At 66.3% G+C, this 15,969-nt stretch carries 18 protein-coding genes and 1 tRNA gene; 8 read left to right on the top strand and 11 right to left on the bottom strand.

Features of this window, described 5'->3' with window-relative positions:
- Positions 1-579: 579 nt before the first annotated feature.
- From ABZX92_RS25170 to ABZX92_RS25180, 3 genes are read right to left on the bottom strand one after another with little or no spacing between them, the layout of a single operon-like run.
- The gene (locus tag ABZX92_RS25170; RefSeq protein ID WP_355563974.1) at positions 580-891 is read right to left on the bottom strand and encodes a hypothetical protein; all 312 of its coding nucleotides are present in this window, start codon (positions 889-891) and stop codon (positions 580-582) included.
- Entirely contained in the window at positions 888-1,067 is a 180-nt protein-coding gene (locus ABZX92_RS25175) for a hypothetical protein (RefSeq protein ID WP_355563977.1), read from the bottom strand. Before ABZX92_RS25175 ends, ABZX92_RS25170 begins: the two co-directional genes overlap by 4 nt.
- Complete coding sequence (locus tag ABZX92_RS25180) at positions 1,064-1,309, bottom strand: hypothetical protein (protein WP_355563979.1); 246 nt, start codon at positions 1,307-1,309, stop codon at positions 1,064-1,066. The genes ABZX92_RS25175 and ABZX92_RS25180 overlap by 4 nt, the downstream gene beginning before the upstream one ends.
- A gap of 271 nt (positions 1,310-1,580) precedes the next feature.
- On the opposite strand from ABZX92_RS25180, the gene ABZX92_RS25185 reads away from it, so the two are divergent.
- Positions 1,581-3,059 carry a transcriptional regulator gene (locus ABZX92_RS25185; protein ID WP_355563982.1) on the top strand — a complete coding sequence of 493 codons (1,479 nt, stop codon included), beginning with the start codon at positions 1,581-1,583 and terminating at the stop codon, positions 3,057-3,059.
- Here the strand turns inward: ABZX92_RS25185 and ABZX92_RS25190 are convergent, their stop codons facing one another.
- The 3 genes from ABZX92_RS25190 to ABZX92_RS25200 form a co-directional block, all read right to left on the bottom strand.
- Complete coding sequence (locus tag ABZX92_RS25190) at positions 3,060-3,410, bottom strand: signal peptidase I (protein WP_355563985.1); 351 nt, start codon at positions 3,408-3,410, stop codon at positions 3,060-3,062.
- Entirely contained in the window at positions 3,407-4,981 is a 1,575-nt protein-coding gene (locus ABZX92_RS25195; RefSeq protein WP_355563986.1) for a transcriptional regulator, read from the bottom strand. The genes ABZX92_RS25190 and ABZX92_RS25195 overlap by 4 nt, the downstream gene beginning before the upstream one ends.
- A gap of 135 nt (positions 4,982-5,116) precedes the next feature.
- On the bottom strand, positions 5,117-5,476 hold the full coding sequence (locus ABZX92_RS25200) for an XRE family transcriptional regulator (RefSeq protein WP_355563989.1): 360 nt from the start codon (positions 5,474-5,476) through the stop codon (positions 5,117-5,119).
- Between the two features lie 212 nt (positions 5,477-5,688).
- On the opposite strand from ABZX92_RS25200, the gene ABZX92_RS25205 reads away from it, so the two are divergent.
- The 6 genes from ABZX92_RS25205 (at position 5,689) to ABZX92_RS25230 (ending at position 11,218) form a co-directional block, all read left to right on the top strand.
- Positions 5,689-5,886, top strand: a complete 198-nt coding sequence (locus tag ABZX92_RS25205) for a helix-turn-helix domain-containing protein (RefSeq protein ID WP_355563991.1) — start codon at positions 5,689-5,691, stop codon at positions 5,884-5,886.
- Entirely contained in the window at positions 5,879-6,217 is a 339-nt protein-coding gene (locus tag ABZX92_RS25210; RefSeq protein ID WP_355563994.1) for a WhiB family transcriptional regulator, read from the top strand. Before ABZX92_RS25205 ends, ABZX92_RS25210 begins: the two co-directional genes overlap by 8 nt.
- Positions 6,214-6,546: a hypothetical protein gene (locus tag ABZX92_RS25215; RefSeq protein ID WP_355563997.1), complete on the top strand. Its 333-nt coding sequence runs from the start codon at positions 6,214-6,216 to the stop codon at positions 6,544-6,546. Before ABZX92_RS25210 ends, ABZX92_RS25215 begins: the two co-directional genes overlap by 4 nt.
- The gene (locus ABZX92_RS25220; protein WP_355564000.1) at positions 6,543-7,184 is read left to right on the top strand and encodes a hypothetical protein; all 642 of its coding nucleotides are present in this window, start codon (positions 6,543-6,545) and stop codon (positions 7,182-7,184) included. The genes ABZX92_RS25215 and ABZX92_RS25220 overlap by 4 nt, the downstream gene beginning before the upstream one ends.
- A complete protein-coding gene (locus ABZX92_RS25225) occupies positions 7,181-9,304 on the top strand; it encodes an FtsK/SpoIIIE domain-containing protein (RefSeq protein ID WP_355564003.1) in 2,124 nt (707 codons plus the stop codon). Before ABZX92_RS25220 ends, ABZX92_RS25225 begins: the two co-directional genes overlap by 4 nt.
- Positions 9,305-9,454: 150 nt before the next feature.
- Positions 9,455-11,218 (top strand): recombinase family protein, encoded by a 1,764-nt coding sequence (locus tag ABZX92_RS25230; RefSeq protein ID WP_355564006.1) that lies wholly within the window; start codon positions 9,455-9,457, stop codon positions 11,216-11,218.
- Here ABZX92_RS25230 and ABZX92_RS25235 read toward each other — a convergent pair.
- Positions 11,200-11,282 (bottom strand) — tRNA-Leu (locus ABZX92_RS25235). The two genes, ABZX92_RS25230 and ABZX92_RS25235, sit on opposite strands and share 19 nt — an antisense overlap.
- A 337-nt stretch (positions 11,283-11,619) precedes the next feature.
- Here ABZX92_RS25235 and ABZX92_RS25240 point away from each other — a divergent pair.
- Positions 11,620-12,540 (top strand): squalene cyclase, encoded by a 921-nt coding sequence (locus ABZX92_RS25240; protein ID WP_355564009.1) that lies wholly within the window; start codon positions 11,620-11,622, stop codon positions 12,538-12,540.
- Here the strand turns inward: ABZX92_RS25240 and ABZX92_RS25245 are convergent.
- Genes ABZX92_RS25245 through ABZX92_RS25260 form a run of 4 tightly spaced genes read right to left on the bottom strand, consistent with a single transcriptional unit; the run spans position 12,537 to position 15,944 of the window.
- The gene (locus ABZX92_RS25245; RefSeq protein WP_355564012.1) at positions 12,537-13,142 is read right to left on the bottom strand and encodes a response regulator transcription factor; all 606 of its coding nucleotides are present in this window, start codon (positions 13,140-13,142) and stop codon (positions 12,537-12,539) included. The two genes, ABZX92_RS25240 and ABZX92_RS25245, sit on opposite strands and share 4 nt — an antisense overlap.
- Positions 13,139-14,278 (bottom strand): histidine kinase, encoded by a 1,140-nt coding sequence (locus tag ABZX92_RS25250; protein ID WP_355564014.1) that lies wholly within the window; start codon positions 14,276-14,278, stop codon positions 13,139-13,141. Before ABZX92_RS25250 ends, ABZX92_RS25245 begins: the two co-directional genes overlap by 4 nt.
- Positions 14,275-14,982 (bottom strand): ABC transporter permease, encoded by a 708-nt coding sequence (locus ABZX92_RS25255; RefSeq protein ID WP_355564017.1) that lies wholly within the window; start codon positions 14,980-14,982, stop codon positions 14,275-14,277. Before ABZX92_RS25255 ends, ABZX92_RS25250 begins: the two co-directional genes overlap by 4 nt.
- The gene (locus tag ABZX92_RS25260) at positions 14,979-15,944 is read right to left on the bottom strand and encodes an ABC transporter ATP-binding protein (RefSeq protein WP_355564020.1); all 966 of its coding nucleotides are present in this window, start codon (positions 15,942-15,944) and stop codon (positions 14,979-14,981) included. Before ABZX92_RS25260 ends, ABZX92_RS25255 begins: the two co-directional genes overlap by 4 nt.
- Positions 15,945-15,969 lie beyond the last annotated feature (25 nt).

The following is a 15,969-nucleotide window of genomic DNA, read 5'->3' on the forward strand; positions in this document are numbered from 1 at the left end:
GTGGGCCAGAAGGTCGGCGCGAGCAGCAACGCGTCCAGCAACACCAGTTCGACGACGAGCACGACCACGACGCAGTCCGGGTTCGTCGTCGTGACCATGAACGATAAAGATGTCGTCGCCGACCACGGAAGGGTCGGGTGGCGGCGGCGCAGACGACTTTGCGTCAGGATGCAACTCGAATAGTGAGAGTTGCTCCTGTATTGAACGCAGCCGACGTATTCTCGTTGTAATGTCGTCGCGTAGATCCTTTATCTCCTCCGTCAGTGAGTACGCGCCGCCAAAGGCAATGCCGATGTAACGCGCGTAGTCTTCGGACGGGGTAGGGATGTCGAAGGAACGGCGCAGGAGCGCCTTGTTGAATTCTGTCCACGTGTCGTAGAGCTCCCGAAGCTGACTGACGTCGGTATCAGTCCTCACTGGAGTATTGAGTAGCTCCTGGCCTTTATCCAGGCGATCATTGATCTCCTGGTGAAGTTGATCGGCCGGAACCATCAGTCGTGGGGGAGCATCCGATGCTGGTGTCGACGCTGGCGGACGGCGAGAAGCAGGCATCCAGACATGATGTCATCTGTCCGTGAGCTAAGGCGTCGGTGACTCGCCCGTCGGCAGCGCCCGACTGTTGAGGTCGTCGAGTTGCTTCTTTCTGCGCATCTCCAACAGTTCGGAGCGTTCCTCGTTGGTCAGCGAGAGCCACGCGTCGGCGATGTCTTCCGGCGTTGCCATGATCTGAACCCCGATGATCGTTGACGGCGAGCGGTAGAGGGCGTGCGGGTGAGATGGCGGCTTCAGGGCCAAGGCAAGAGGGGTTCTCCACCAGCCGAAGATGTCGCCGAGAACGCAGGTCCAGACGGCAACGCACGAGACGCTCACGAAGATCGTCAGGGCAGTCATTGCGGCTCGCTCGCGTCTGGCGCCCGCTCGGATGCGCGGTGGCGGGGCTGATCAGGCGAGGCGTGGCGCACGGCGAGGCGTGCGACGAGTTCGCCGTACACGACGGCGATGATCACGGCGAGCACGGTCACCAGGACCGTGTCGAGTCCGCAGACGCACAACTGTCCGTCTGTCATCGGTCTTGATCCTGGCGGTCGGCGAACGCACGGAGCTGCTCGTTCAACATTGCGGAGAAGCGCTCGGCGGCTTGCGGGTGGAAGGCGATCAACACCTGGCAGGGAGTGCCGGGCAGCGTGACGCAGATCAGGTCGTCGCCGAGGTGCGCCTCGATCGTGGTGTCCTGCCGCACCATCGAAACCACGTAGCCCGAACCGAGTAGACCCTCGGCTGCTGGGTGCCGTTCGTCGGGCGTATTCACGGTGACCTCCGTTGCGAGGTGTCCGGCGGCGCTGAGGCGGACAGGAGGTGTCCACGCCGCCGGACGGCTCGGGGGACCGCTTGTGAGCGACCCATGTCAAACTGAAATCAACGTCTCATCAGCACTTGGTCAGCGGAACGACCTGGCGGCGACATGTAGGCGACATGGGTGAAACGGGAGGTGGGACGGCGTGCGGACGTTCCGGACGGTCCTGGAGCAGAAGATCCGGGAACGGCGTCAGACTCTCCAGGAGTTCATCGACTTCGCCGAGGTGTTCGCGCGCGAGCACAATGAGCCGGGGACGATCGGCAAGCGTCATCTTCAGCGGCTCATCGCTGGTCGGAAGGCTTCTGGGGACCCGCTGGGGCCAACCGTTCAGCCGGCGACCGCCCGCCTGCTGGAACGGATCTTCGAGGTCGGGATCGACGACCTGCTGTCGCCACCGAAGCCACCTGAGATCGTTGGGCGGCAACGGCCGGAACGGGACGCGGTCGAGTTGGCCGCTGCTCTCGACTGGCTCGACCAACGTGCAGAGTGGGAGCCAGGAACGAGCCGCTCGAAGGTACGCGCGAGGCTTGATGTGCTCGACCTGGGGGCGCTGCTGGATCGGGGAGCGCGGCGGGCGAGAGTTGGGCGAACGGCGTTGGCCCGCGCGCTCGTCGAGTACTACGGCGACCAGGGCATCTACCGGGCGATCTGTGCGGACGCTGAGATCTTGACCAGCGTTGTTAGCCGTGCGGAATGGCTCGACCTGGCCTGTCCGCTCGGCGGTGCCCGTGGTGAGCTGACGCTCGCCGAGGACACCGGCGGTCACCGGGCGCTGGACGAGGTCGAGGCATCGGCGGCCCTGTCGCGGCTGACAGAGTCGGTCGCGCTCGGCGTGCGGTTCGCCAACCTGCCGCTGTATCGCCTACGAAGCGTTGACGTCGGTCCAGGGCGAGTGCGGGGGCGTGTAGGCATCGTGCCGTTCGTCGAGTACGCGCTGACGGCCGATCTCCTCGAACGAGAACTGATCGATGCGGTCGGTGCCGGAAGTATTGCCCGGCGAACTCCCTTGCGGGACAAGCGATTGCCGAGCCTTGACGCGGTGCACGACATGTCCGGGCGCGTGTGTGCCGGTGGCGTTCTGGCTTTGTGTGCGATCGCGAGGCCGCATGATCAAGTCCGCGGTTCGGCAGACTACGCTCTGCTGGTGCAGGAGCGTTCCGGCCAGGTGCTGAACGCCGCTGGGCGGCTCGCGGTAATCCCGAAGGGTTTCCATCAGCCGCTGACCGATGTGCGAGCCGAGGCGGCGGTGGGCGCGACGCTCCGGCGAGAGCTGGAAGAGGAGCTGTTCGGCCGTCACGACGTCGATGCGACGGCGGGTGAGGCGCGCTCTGCGGCACCGATGCATCCGAGCCGACGATCGGAGCCGATGAAGTGGCTGACCGGGGCACCGGGGCGGTTGCGGATGGAGTGCACAGGATTCGGGCTGAACCTGGTCAGCGGAAACTACGAGTTCGCGAGCCTCGTCGTGATCGAGGACGAGGAGTTCTGGCACCGCTTCGGTGGACAGGTCGAGGCCAACTGGGAAGCAAGCGGGCTGCGGCTGTATTCCAGTCTCGACGGCGACCTGGTGAGCGAGTTGATCTCGCAAGAGGCCTGGAGCAACGAGGGACTGTTCGCGTTGCTCCAGGGCCTGCGTCGGCTGAGCGAGATCGGCGGCGACCGCGTCAGCCTGCCGCCGGTCAAGTGGCGGCTCAGCGACTGATCACGTCTGGGACGGCCAGCGGACCGTCATGACTACCGAGTCCTCAATGGACTCCCACGAGTGGTCGATGCCGGGACCCCACATCACGTAGTCGCCTTGGCGCGTCATCGTTGCGCTGCCCTCGGTCAGGTCAACGCGGAAGTGCCCTTGTACCAACAGAACAAGCGTCGTGCGCTGGTCGTCCGAGGTCCACTCGACTCGCTTGTCACCAGCGGGGTGATTGAACCACTTCACCTCGACGTCCTTCGACGACCGCACGCCCTCGGACGGGTCGATGAAGTGCCCGACTAGCCAGCCGCGCGTGGCGCTTCCGTCCTCCGCTGCGTTGCCGTGGCTCCAGCTCGCGGTCACCGTATCTCCCATTCGATCGTTGGCACGTTCACGCGGTCTCCGCCGATCTCCTTGAGTCGGCGAAGTCCTTGCAGGAGCGCGAATAGGCCCTCGTTGCTCCACGCCGTGTCGGCCGCGAGCTCCTCGACGAGCTCGGCATCGGCACTGGAGTACTGGCGAAGGTTCGCCGTCTCCCAGTTGGCCTCGATCTGCCCGCCGTAGCGCTGCCAGAACTCCTCGTCATCGACGACGATCAGGAGCGGGAACTCGAAGTTCCCGCTTACGAGGTTCAGCCCGAATCCGGTGGACTCCATCCTCAGACGGCCCGGCTCGCCGAGGAGCCAGCGCATCGGCTCGGAAAGGCGGCTCGGGTGCATCGGATCGGCGCTGCGCTGGTCGCCCACCGTGTTGTCGATGTCGTGGCGGCCGAACAGCTCCTCTTCCATCTCGCGGCGCATCGTCGCGCCCACCTGTGCGTCGGCCCGGAAGTCCGTCAGCGGCTGGTGAAAGCCCTTCGGAATCACGGCAAGCCGACGCGCGGCGTTGATGACGTGACCTGAGCGCTCCTGCACCAGGAGAACGTAGTCCGCCGGACCTCGGAACGGGTCGGCCGGTCGCGCGAACGCGCACAGCGCGAGCGTGCCGCCTGCGGTCAGACGCCCGCCCACGTCCAGGACGGCGTCGAGGTTCGGCAGGTAGCGGTCACGAAGTGGGAGAGCACTCGCCTGTGTGTCGCCCGACAGCGCGTCGACCAGCTCACCTTCGAGGAGGTCCATCGTCACGATGTACTCGACGAACGACGTGAGTCCGACAGAGCCGCCGATCGACTCCGGTCCCATGTCGACGCTCAGCAAGCGGTAGAGCGGCATGTTCATGAACCGGACGCCGAGCGAGAGCGACTCGGCGAGTCGCTGAACGGCCTGGTCGAAAGCCTCCTCGTCGAGGGTGAGCGGCGCCTCTCCGGCCGTACGTTCGAGCGACAGCCGATCGTGGGCAGCGACCATCGGGCAGGCGAGATCAAGCCAGTCCCCGCGCGTGAAGATGCTGGTGTCCGCCTCGACGTCGCCGAACCGTGCGGCGTATCGGCCGTACCCGTCGGAGCGGCTGCCGTAGTAGCTCGCGAGAGCTTGAGCGACGGTGCACTGATCGACGCGCCCGCGACGGCTTCCCCTGTCCCGCAAGGCGTTCACGTCGATCTGAGAGAGACGCAACGCCACGGCGCGGCGCGCGGCTCCTGGTTCGCGAGCCGCACGGCCGTCGAGCCAGTCGAGGGCAGCAACGACGTTCGGATCGGCGGCGAGCCGTTGCTCTGCGTCTGCCGCCGCGCTGCTCAGCACAGGTGACGTCGCGGCGGGCGACACGCCCGCGCGAGCCTCTGCGAAGCGCGCCTTCACATCGTCGGACGCTCGATCGAGCGTTGTGTCCAAGGCCTGTTGTAGCTCTGGCTTGGGTCGTGAGCTGGGCTTCTTGTGCCAGTTGCCCACCGTGCGCCAGTGAACGCCGAGGAGATCGGCGAACCCCTCCTGGCTGAGCCGTAGCGCGTCCTGCAAGGCGCACGCGTCGGCGCCGGTCCAACCGCTCGGCAACGTCATCTCGTCGCTACCCCCGAAGCGCGATATGTAGGGAACTTGTCGTGGTTGTGTAGTGGCCTTGCATGGGCTCCGGTGCGTTTTCGCAGTGGAATTAGAGCCATGGAAAACAGCAGCTCCACCAGGACAAACAACGAACTACCGGCGGCCGCGGACATGCTTCGCGAGTTCCGCGAGCTGGCTCATTACCGAAGCAACGTCGGATTTGAGACCGTCGAGCCGCTCAGTGATGTCTTCGAGCCGCTCTTCGACACGGTCCATTCGCGACCACAGCGTGTCGGCGAGGTCCACAACCGGGTCGCCGACCTCGGGAGGCTTGCGGCCGCGCAGCACGGCGTCCAGGTGCTGTGGGTGCCAACCCAGTGCTGTGGAAAGGGATTCGAGGGTTCGAGGGCTCCGCCGGCGTTCCACGAGGTTGTGCTGAACCTCGCGGACGATCGCGAGCGACACATGTGACCGCTCGGCGAGTTCCTTCTGTCGCAATCCCAGCTCGTCCACTCGCTGGTTGATCGCCTTGGCGACTGCCGCCCAATCCTCCGACACGTATTTCCTCCGCGCTCCGCCTCGGCGCAGACATTAGTCACTGTTTCGCGCACTGCGGTGTGACACGGCGTTTCACGCGCCGTTCGCGGCGTCGCATGTCTTCGCGACAACTGATATCAGCACGAATCAAACTGAAATCATCATTTCCAGTAGAAAGGCTATTCCTCATGCGTACTTCTCTGTCTTCCTCCGCTCACACCATCCGCGAGACTGCGTGGCTGCTCGGCGTCGACCGGTCCGAGGTCTGCCGCGCCATCCGGCTCGGCAAGCTGCACGCCGAGCAGCGACGAGGCCAGACCGTCATTCCCGTGAGCGCGCTTCTCCCGCTGCTCGCCAACGCCGGTCCGGGGGTGCTCCGTGACTGACGACCGACTGATCGGCATCGCGTGGCTGCTCGACCGCCTGCGTTGGGTGCCGACCGACCAGCTCGCCGAGGTGGTCGAGCGCGACGGGCTGTGCATGTGGGCGTTCACGAACGAGCCGCCGGACGCTGGTGACGAGCTGACCGATCGTGAACTGGCTCAGCGCACGTGCGCCGGGTGCCCGGTGCAAGACGAGTGCCTGGAACTCGAACTGCGCACAGCTGGTGAGGACACCAGCGGCGTGTGGGGTGCTCTCACCGATGACGACCGGCGAGAGCTGTACCCGCACTGGCTCCGACGCGGTGAGCGCTTCGAGAGGGGGCCGCGTTCATGAACGCTCTCACTCTCACCCCGACTCAGGTCATGGCGGGCGTCGGCGTGCTCCTGGTGCTGGTGCTCGTCTGGCGGACGGCGTCACGTCGCGCCAAAGCGGCGGCGAACGCGGCACGCACGGGAGCACGGTTTGCCTCGCTCGCCGGGCGGGTGGTGTTCAACGCTGCGCTGATCGTCGTGGCGCAGTGGATCGTGATCACCCAACGAGGTAGCGGCTGGTTGCTCGTTGCGGTGCTCGCCGTGCCTGCGCTGTTCGCGTCGTACACGCTGACCAAGGCGTTGACCGTGACGACGTACGAGCCGCATCGCCGAGGCGGTGAACGGCGATGAGCGAGCCGATCGAGCGCGTAGCGGTACAGGTCGATCGGTTGTGCTGGACCGGCATCCTGCTCGGGCTGGCGTTCACGATGACCAACGTTCAGCAGTTCGCGGCGGCTGGCTCTCCGGTGTGGTCGCTCGCCTGGTGCGCGGCGTGGTTGCTCGACCCGATGGTGTCGTTGGTGCTCCTGGCGATCCTTCGAGCCGAGCAGGTCACGGCCCGGCACGGCATCCACATGGGTGGTTGGGTGCGGGCGGCGAAGTGGTTCACGCTCGGTGCTACGTACGTCATGAACACGTGGAGCGCGTACGCCGCCGGATCGGCCGCGCTGGTGGTGCTGCACTCGGTTCCGCCGCTCGTCGTGTTCGTCGCCGCCGAGGCGGTGACGGATCTTCGAGACAAGCTCGGCTCGGCGGTTGCCGCGTTCACGGCCGTGCAGGCGGTACCGCAGGTTTCGCCGAGTCCTCAGCGGAAAGCATCGAAGCGCGGGAATCCGAGGACGTCGTTCGCCGACTACCTCGCGATTGCCAAGGCGGCTCGAACGCCGGATGTGACGGTCACGCCCGCATGGGTGCGTGAAGTGACGGAGTGCTCACGTGGCCTGTCGTCGAGGCTGGCTTCGACGCTGAACGCCGAGGTGCAGTCGTGAACGCCGAGATTGTTCCGGCGGGGCCGGTGTTCGACGGCGAACTCGTTGACGACCAGGCCGACGCGATTCAGCCGCCACCGTCTCATCGGGTCGTCGGGTGGTGGCAGCGTTCGCGCTTCGTTCCGGCGGCGTTGAAGTCGAGGCAGGCCCTCGGGTACGCGGCGAAGGATGGGTTCGTGTGGGTGGCGCGCTCGCCGTGGCACTTCCTCCGATCCACTGTTCGCGGTCTGGTAGCCGCCGTGCGCGGATGGCGGCGATGGGTGCGGGTGCATGACTACCGCGAAGCTGCGGAGCAGTCGGAGAAGTTGGCGGACAAGTTCGCAGAGATCCGTGGACTGACGTTGTTCCGGTGGAAGGTCACCGGCGTCGTGTTCGCGGTTTCCGTTGTCTCCCTTGCGATCCTCGATCTCCTCTACGGGCATCGGGTGTTGTGGATCGCCGGCGTCGTCGGCTCGGCGGCGTTGGCGATCCTCGGCAGGCAGAAGGACGGGAACCCCGGTCGAAAGGCTGCTCTCGCCGGACCACGCTCGCTCGCGTGGACGATGGACCCGCAGATCCTGGTGGACGCCTTCCGGGACGCGAAGCTGATCGGCAAGGACGAGAGCCTGCGGCTCGTCGAGCGAGCGAAGCACCAGGGCGGGGGATGGGCAGTCACCGTCGATCTCCCTGCCACCCGCAAGGCGGCCGACGTCGTGAAGCACCGGGAGGACCTGGCGTCGGCTCTGGCGGTCGATGAGATCCAGCTCAGTGTCGAGCGGGTGCGCGGCAACGGCGGGCATGCCGGGCGCGTCGCGATGTGGGTTGCCGATGAGGATCCGTACGCCAAGCCGCCGATTCGGACGCCGTTGCTTGCGGTCGAGCGGTGGGACGCGTGGCGGCCGGTGCCGTTCGGCACGGATGCGCGCGGTAGGCGGATCACGCTGCCGCTGGTGTGGACGTCGCTTCTGATCGGCGCGCTTCCCCGTCAGGGCAAGACGATGGCCGAACGACTGGCGGCCGCGGGCTTGATCTTGGACCCGCACGTTCGGCTCTACGTCGCCGACTTCAAGAACGGCAAGGACTGGAAGGCCGCTGAGAAGGTGGCCCACCGGTTCATGGCGGGCGACGGTGCCGAGGACGTGCTCGCGTTCCTGGACTGGCTCGTCGAGCTGGTTGCCGACGTCCAGAGCCGCTATCGGCGGATGCAGGACCTCGACGACGTGACATGTCCCGAGTCGAAGGTGACGCCGGACATGTCACGTGATCAGTCGGTGGGGATGCCGATCACGGCACTGATCGTGGATGAGGTCCACATCGCGCTGGAGGACCGCACTCCTGTTGAGGTGCAAGGGAAGAAGCTCACGGCAGGGGAGTACGTCGGCGAGCTGCTGACGTGGCTCGCTAAGAAGGCCCCGGCCGCAGGCATCGTCCTCGTTCTGGCCACGCAGCGGCCGGACAGCAAGACCATCCCGACCAAGCTGCGTGCTGTGCTCGGCTCGCGCTTTGCCTTGCGCGTCATGGACTTCCGCGACAGCAACATCATCCTTGGCGAGCAGATGAACACGCGCGGGTACGACAGCAGCCGCCTACTCCCATCGCATCGGGGCGTTGGCATCCTGCGACCGGACGGCGAGACCCAAGCAGGTGCCGATGTGCTGGCGCTGACGGTGCGGACCTACTACATGCCGAACGAGGACTGGCGGGAGATCTGCGAGCGCGGCCGTGCCCTGCGTGAGGCAGAAGGGACGCTGAGCGGACACGCAGCAGGCCAGGACGTCCCGCCGATGCTCGACCGCTCGGCGGCGGTGAAGGCAATCGGAACCGGCATCGTGACGAGTCTGGCCGAGGTCGAGCTACCCGAGCCGCTCGCGTCGGTCGTCGACTACCTCGGCGACGACGTGAACACGCGGGAGTTCGTGCCGACCGCTGAACTCGCCGAGGCGCTCGACGTCGAGGTAACCGCGCTCGGCGTCGACATGGGCGAGCTGGGTTGTCGGCCGACACGCCAGTACGTCCCAACCGACGATGGCACCCGGCGTGTACGCGGCTACCTGACAGCCGACCTGCGCGCGGCGGTCGAGCGCATCGCGTCCGATGATGAAATCGGCACGTCGAGCGGTGCGGGCGGGACGGGATCGTGATCGCCGACGAGCCGCCGCGCGGCGAACTCAAGTTCAACCCACCTGCTGAACTACCTGTCCTCACCAGGGAGTTAAGTCGCATACTGCTAGAAGTACTGATCAGAGTCACTGAGGTCGAGGCGCTGGACGGGCCTCGGGAAGGGAGGGCAGATGACTGTTGAAATCAGTTACGACCCATGGGCGATGTTCGACAACCTGCTCGGCGTTGAGGTCAGGGAAACGCTCGGCGATGGGATCGGACCACTCGCGTTCCTCGGTCGGTGTTCGACCGAGGACAACCAAGATCCGGAGACGTCGCGAGGCTGGCAGTACGGCAACGCCCACAAGTTCGTCGACCCGCTGGGCGGCGAGATCGTCGAGCAGTACTTCGACGTCGGACAGTCGCGCTCCGTGCCTTGGGAGCGACGACCGGAAGCGTCCCGCCTTCTGGCCGCGCTGAAGGACAAGAACCGGATTTGGAACGCGGTTGTGGTCGGCGAAGGCACGCGATGCTGGTTCGGGAACCAGTTCTCGTTGATAGCCCCGAAGTTCGCCGCCTACGGTGTGGATCTGTGGGTGCCGGAACTCGGCGGCAAGTACGACTCGCGGAATCCGTCCCACAAGATGCTGATGAGCGTCCTCGGCGGCATGAGCGAGTCGGAGCGTCAGCACGTGCAGGCCCGCGTTCGGGCTGCCATGGATGCCCAGGTCGTGAACGAGGGACGGCATCAGGGCGGACGCGCACCGTACGGGTACACGGTTGTTGACGCTGGACCGCATCCGAACCCGAGGAAGGCGGCAGAGGGCTACCGGTTGCGCGTCCTGGCGATCGACGACCCGAGCGCGGAGGTCGTGCGGCGGATCTTCGCCGAGTACCTGACCGGCGAGATGGGAGACCGGGCAATCGCGAACGGCCTCAACAGGGACGCCATTCCGTGCCCATCGGCTCGGCGGCCGGACCAGAACCGGCATCGGCTCGCCGATGGATGGCAGGGCGGCACAGTCCGAGCCATTCTGGAGAACCCGCGCTACACAGGCTTTGCGTTCTTCGGGCGGTGGACGCGTCAAGAGATGTTGCTCGACCCCGAGGACGTCGGCGCCGGTCACGTTGTTCGGTTCCGCAAGGCTGCTCCTGATCGCGTGGTCCGTTCTCGCAAGAAGGCCCATCCACACGTGGTCGAGGTCGAGGACTTCGTTCAAGCGCAGTTACTTCGTCGGTCGCGCGCGGCAGGTGGATTCTCAGCCGGAAAGAAGCTGGTGCGTGGACCGAAGCGGACCAAGCGGGTGTATCCGCTCCGGGGACGTGTGAAGTGTGGCTATTGCACTCGTCGGATGGAGGGCACGCCGCGCGGCCCACGGACCTACTATCGCTGTGCACTTCGGACGATGGTCCCAGGCTCACCCGCGTTGAAGGGCCACCCGACAAACGTGTACCTGCCGGAAGCTGCGGCGATGGAGTTGTTCAACAAGTGGATTGATCGGCTCTTCGATCCGCTGAACGTCGACAGCACCGTCTCGGCGCTGCTGGCATCACAGGACAACGAAGAGATCGGAACGCCCAACCACGCCGCCGCGAGGCAACGTCTCGCCGATGCGGAAGCGAAGTTGCGCCGTTTCCAGGACGCGATCGCGGCCGGGATCGATCCGTCCGCTCTGGTCGAGGCAATGAACGAGGCGCAGGAGAAGCGCGCGGCGGCTCAAGCCGAGCTGAGCGGGGTTCCGAAACGCGTCGGGCGAAGTGCCGCAGAGATCCACGCCATGATTGATTCGCTCGGCGACGTGAAGAAGGTAATCAGGCAGGCCGACCCCGACGAGCTGCAAAGATTGTATGAAGCGCTGAACGTAGAAATCGTCTACAACGCAACGGGCCGGATGCTCGATGCGAGCATCCGGCCCGTTGGTAGGGATAAAGCCAGTGTCCGAGGGGGGACTTGAACCCCCACCCCCTTTCGGGGACTAGCACCTCAAGCTAGCGCGTCTGCCATTCCGCCACCCGGACGTATTTAGTTCTGCCTCGGCTCGCGCCGTGACGTGTGCATAGATTACATGATCGTCGACGTGGGCCAAAATCGGGGTGATCCGTCGTGGTTTTGGCTGGTCAGAGATGGTGGGCTAGGAGCGGGAGAGCTCGAGCTCTACGGCTGCGGTGTCGGTGGTGGTGTAGGTGATCAGGTGGTGCCAGCCACCGGGGCGGACGTATGTCGTTCAGTTCGATCACTGCCCGGGTCAGGTTCACGCCGGGCGCTGGCGATGGTCAGGGCTGTGCGGGCCAGGAGAGCGTTCCGTCCAGGTGGCAGGCCGCCGGATCGGGCAGGTGACCGGGTTAGAGTCGGGCGATGAGTGAGCTGACGAGGTGGTTGCTCGACTCGGATCCGGCCTTGCGGTGGCAGGTTGAGCGGGACATCACGCACCAGCCGGCTGAGGTTTGGGAGGCCACGCGCGGGCGGGTGGCCGGTGAAGGCTTTGGGGCGCGGCTGCTTGCCCGGCAAGGGGCGGATGGCATGTGGGGCGGTGGGGCGTTCTTTCCGCGAGGGTTTGACGGGACGGGGGCGGGGCAGCCGTGGACGGCTACCACGTGGTCGCTGAACTCGTTGCGGGAGTGGGGGCTCGACGCTGAGGTGCTGACCGGGAGGGAGACGGTCGAGCTGCTTGAGGCGAACTGCCGGTGGGAGTACGAGGGACTGCCCTATTGGGGTGGTGAGGTCGATGTCTGCATCAACTCGTGGACGCTGGCCAACGGGGTGTGGCTCGGGGCGGACGTCCAGGGGATCGCGGACTGGTTCGCGGAGCATCAACTCGCGGACGGCGGGTGGAATTGCGAGTGGGTTGAGGGATCGACCAGGTCGTCGTTTCACTCGACGCTCAACGCGCTCAAAGGGCTGCTGATTCACGAGCGGGCTACTGGGAAGAAGAACACGAGAGCTGCGGGCGAGGAATACCTGCTCGAAAGGAAGCTGTACAAGCGGCTGTCGACGAACGAGCCGGTGGCGGAGTGGGTGAGCGAGTTCAGGTCGCCGTTCCGGTGGGGGTACAGCGTGCTGAACGCGGCTGACTACTTCAGGGAATCCAACAGAAAAGACCCGCGGATGGCCGAGGCGATCGAGATGATCAGGCGGGCCAGGCAGGACGACGGGACGTGGTTGCAGGCCGGCAGGCATCCTGGCGAGGTGTGGTTCGAGACCGATGTGGAGGCAGGGGAGCCGTCCAAGTGGCTGACCTTCTACGGCATCAGGGTGCTGGAGTGGTGGGACAGTTAGATCCAGCCTCGGGCACGGGCGAAGCGGGCCGCTTCGTGGCGGTTGGAGGCGCCGGTTTTGCCCACCGCGGAAGACAAGTAGTTGCGGACCGTGCCGGGGGACAGGGACGCGCGGCGGGCGATTTCGTCTACCGGGGCGCCTTCCAGGGCTAGTTCGAGGACGTCGGCTTCGCGTGGGGTCAAAGGGTTGTCGCCTGCGCTGATGGCTTCGGCGGCGAGAGCGGGGTCGACGTAGCGACCGCCGTTGAAAACCGTGCGGACGACGGTGGCGAGCACGTCGGACGAGACGGTCTTGGGCAGGAAGCCGCGGACGCCGGCGGCCAGAGCGCGTTTGAGATGGCCTGGACGGCCGTGGCTCGTGACGATCATCGTTGCGCACGAAGGAAGTTCGGCGGAGAGAGCTTGGGCCACGGAGACGCCGTCCAGGTCGGGCATCTGCAGGTCGATCACGGCCACGTCGGGGCGGACCACGCGGGCGGTGGCCAGGGCTTCGGCGCCGGTGGCGGCTTGGGCGACCACTTCGAGGTCGTCCTCCAAGGACAGCAACGCGGCCATGGCGCCGCGGATCAGGTGTTCGTCGTCGGCCAGCAGGATGCGGATCACGGGAGCTCCACGGTGAGCACGAAACGGTTGGGAGCTTCCGACGCCGCGGTCACCGAGCCGCCCAGGGCCGAGATGCGTTCGCGCAGGCCGGTGAGGCCGCTGCCGAAGCGGAATGAAGAGCCAGAAGCGCCGTCGTTGGACATGGTGAGAACGTTGCCGCGCAACGTGATCGTGCACGAGCTGGCCGAGCTGTGGCGCAGGACGTTGGTGACGCCCTCGCGCACGGCCCAGCCCAGCGCGCCCGCGGGCTCGCCGGAGACGCCGACCTCGCCGATCACGCGGCAGTCGATGCCCGCGGAGGCGAGCAAGGAACGCGCGCCGGCCAGTTCCACCGAAAGATCAGCGGTCCGATAGCCGCTCACCACGGCGCGGAGCTCGTCCAGCGAGTCGTGGGCGATCCGGCGGACTTCCAGCATCTCGTCGATGGCCTCCGAGCGGCCGCGACGGGCCAGTTGCGCGGCCAGATCGGCTTTCAGTGCCACGACGGAGAGGTTGCGGCCCACCACGTCGTGCAGGTCGCGGGAGAAGCGCAGGCGCTCCTCGGCCACGGCGAGGCTGGCGCGGACCTCGCGGGAGCGGTCGAGCTCCCAGACCAGGCCCACCATCCACAGCGTGGTGCGGAAACCGAAGGCCAGGACCAGCAGCATGATCGTGGTGAACACGCCGCGGGTCGGCTCGGCGGTGAGCATGATGAAGAGGCCACCGGCCACGGCGGCCAGGACCAGAGGGCGTGGCCGGAGCACGGCGGACAGGGTGGTGATCGTCAGCACCAGGAACATCACCGCGATGTCGGCGGCCGGGCCGTCGGGCTTGCCTGCGGCCGGGGTCGGGAAGGCGAGCTCGGCCACGGCCAGCACGGCGACGGTGTACGCCACGAGGATCACCAGTAGCCGGCGCGGGTGGGGCGCTTTGCCGAGGTGGTGCTCGATGCCGAGGTGGACCAGTCGCACGCTCAGCACCGCGTGGACCAGCGTCGCCGCCGAGATCGCGACGACGGCGGCAACGCTCACCTCGCCGGCCATGCCCATGATCAGCAACGGTGGCAGCACCGCGTAGCTCACGTAGAACGTGACGCGGACGTAGAAGTCGAACCGCGCCGCGTTGCCACGGGACCGCCACCAGCCGAGCAAGCTCACCTCCGAGGGTCCCAGCGGAACCAGCGCCGTACAGCGTAGATCCCGGCGCCGGTCCACACCGCCAGGACGATCACCGGCTGCACCACGGGCCCACCGTCCCAGCCCGCCCGCAGCAGTTCGAGCACCGGGGACAGAGGCAGCAGCCGCAGCACGGACGCCACCTCGGCAGGCACGACCGACAGCGGGAAGAACACCCCGGAACCCAGCAGGCAGGCCACCAGCACGGGCAACGACGTCACCTGCGCCATCTCGACCGTGCGGGTGTACGCGGACGAGGCGGCGGCGAGCAGCATGAACACGACCACGCCACCGATGACGCCCAGCAGCAGGAACCAAGGCCGGGACGGCGGGGAGATGCCGGTCGTGACCCCGACGACCACCGTGAACAACGCCATCTGCCCCAGAGCGACCACAACGGACGGCAGCGACGCGCCGAGCAGGATCTCCGGATCCGTCAGCTCACCCACGCGAAGACGTTTCAGAACAAGCTCTTCCCGCCGCGCGACGAACGTGGTGACGAGGTTGTAGTAGACCGCCATCAGCAGAACGAACCCGACTAGACCAATTACCAACGGCACCCCGTCGGCGTCCGCGGCCAGCAACGCCGGTGTGATCAGCAACGGCATCACGATCGAGTTGAACAGCGCGGTGCGGTTGCGCCAGAACAGCTTCAGCTCGGCCTGTCCCACCGCCACGGCCCTCATGCCGCCTCCTGCGCGATCGCCAGGAACGCCTCTTCCAGTGACGCCGACCGGGCGTCCAAACCGGACAGTTCCACCGAGTTGACATGAGCCCACGCAAGAAGCTCGTGCAAGGTCTCCTGCAGATTGTTGGTCGTCACGGTGACTCGCCCGGCACCGTCCACATCAGTCACGAACGGCAGCGGGACACCGCCCGGCGGCACGAACGAAATGCGAGACGGATACGCGTCCACCACCTCGGAAACCGTTCCCTGCACGACGATCCGGCCTCGGTGCATGATCGCCAGCCGATCGGCCAGCGCCTGCGCCTCCTCCAGGTAGTGCGTCGTCAACAACACGGTCACGCCCTCGCGCAGCAGCGCGCGAATCAGCTCCCACGTGTTGCGGCGCGACTCCGGATCGAGCCCGGTCGTCGGCTCGTCCAGGAACAGCACCTCCGGCCGCCCCAGCAACGCCAGCGCCAGGTCGAGCCGCCGGCGTTCACCGCCGGACAGCTGCTTCACCCGCACGGAAGCCCGATGTGCCAGGTCAACAAGAGATAACGCTTCCTCGACCGGGCGCGGTGAAGTCAACGTCCCCGCCCACATCTTTGTGGCCTCGGTCACAGTCAAGTCGGGAGGAAAGCCGCCTTCCTGCAGCATCACGCCAACTCGTGGCCGAACGAGAGCGCGCTCCTGAAACGGATCGTGCCCCAGCACCGACACAGTTCCCGACGCAGGACGTGAGAGCCCTTCCACAACTTCGACCGTCGACGTCTTTCCCGCACCGTTCGTACCGAGCAAAGCGAACATTTCGCCCCGCTCCACATCAAATGAGACGCCCCGTACAGCTTCGAAACCTCCGCTGTACCGGCGTGTTAGCCCCCGCACCGAGATCGCTGTCACAAGCCCACGATCTCGGGAAACACCCCGAAAGGGCAGTGCCGGGACACACCAGAAACCCATGACAGATGTCATGCGGGCCATCTGAGGGGTTTCCCCGCGTCCATTC

The organism is Lentzea sp. NPDC006480 (assembly GCF_040611995.1).
In the GTDB taxonomy this organism is placed as follows: domain Bacteria; phylum Actinomycetota; class Actinomycetes; order Mycobacteriales; family Pseudonocardiaceae; genus Lentzea.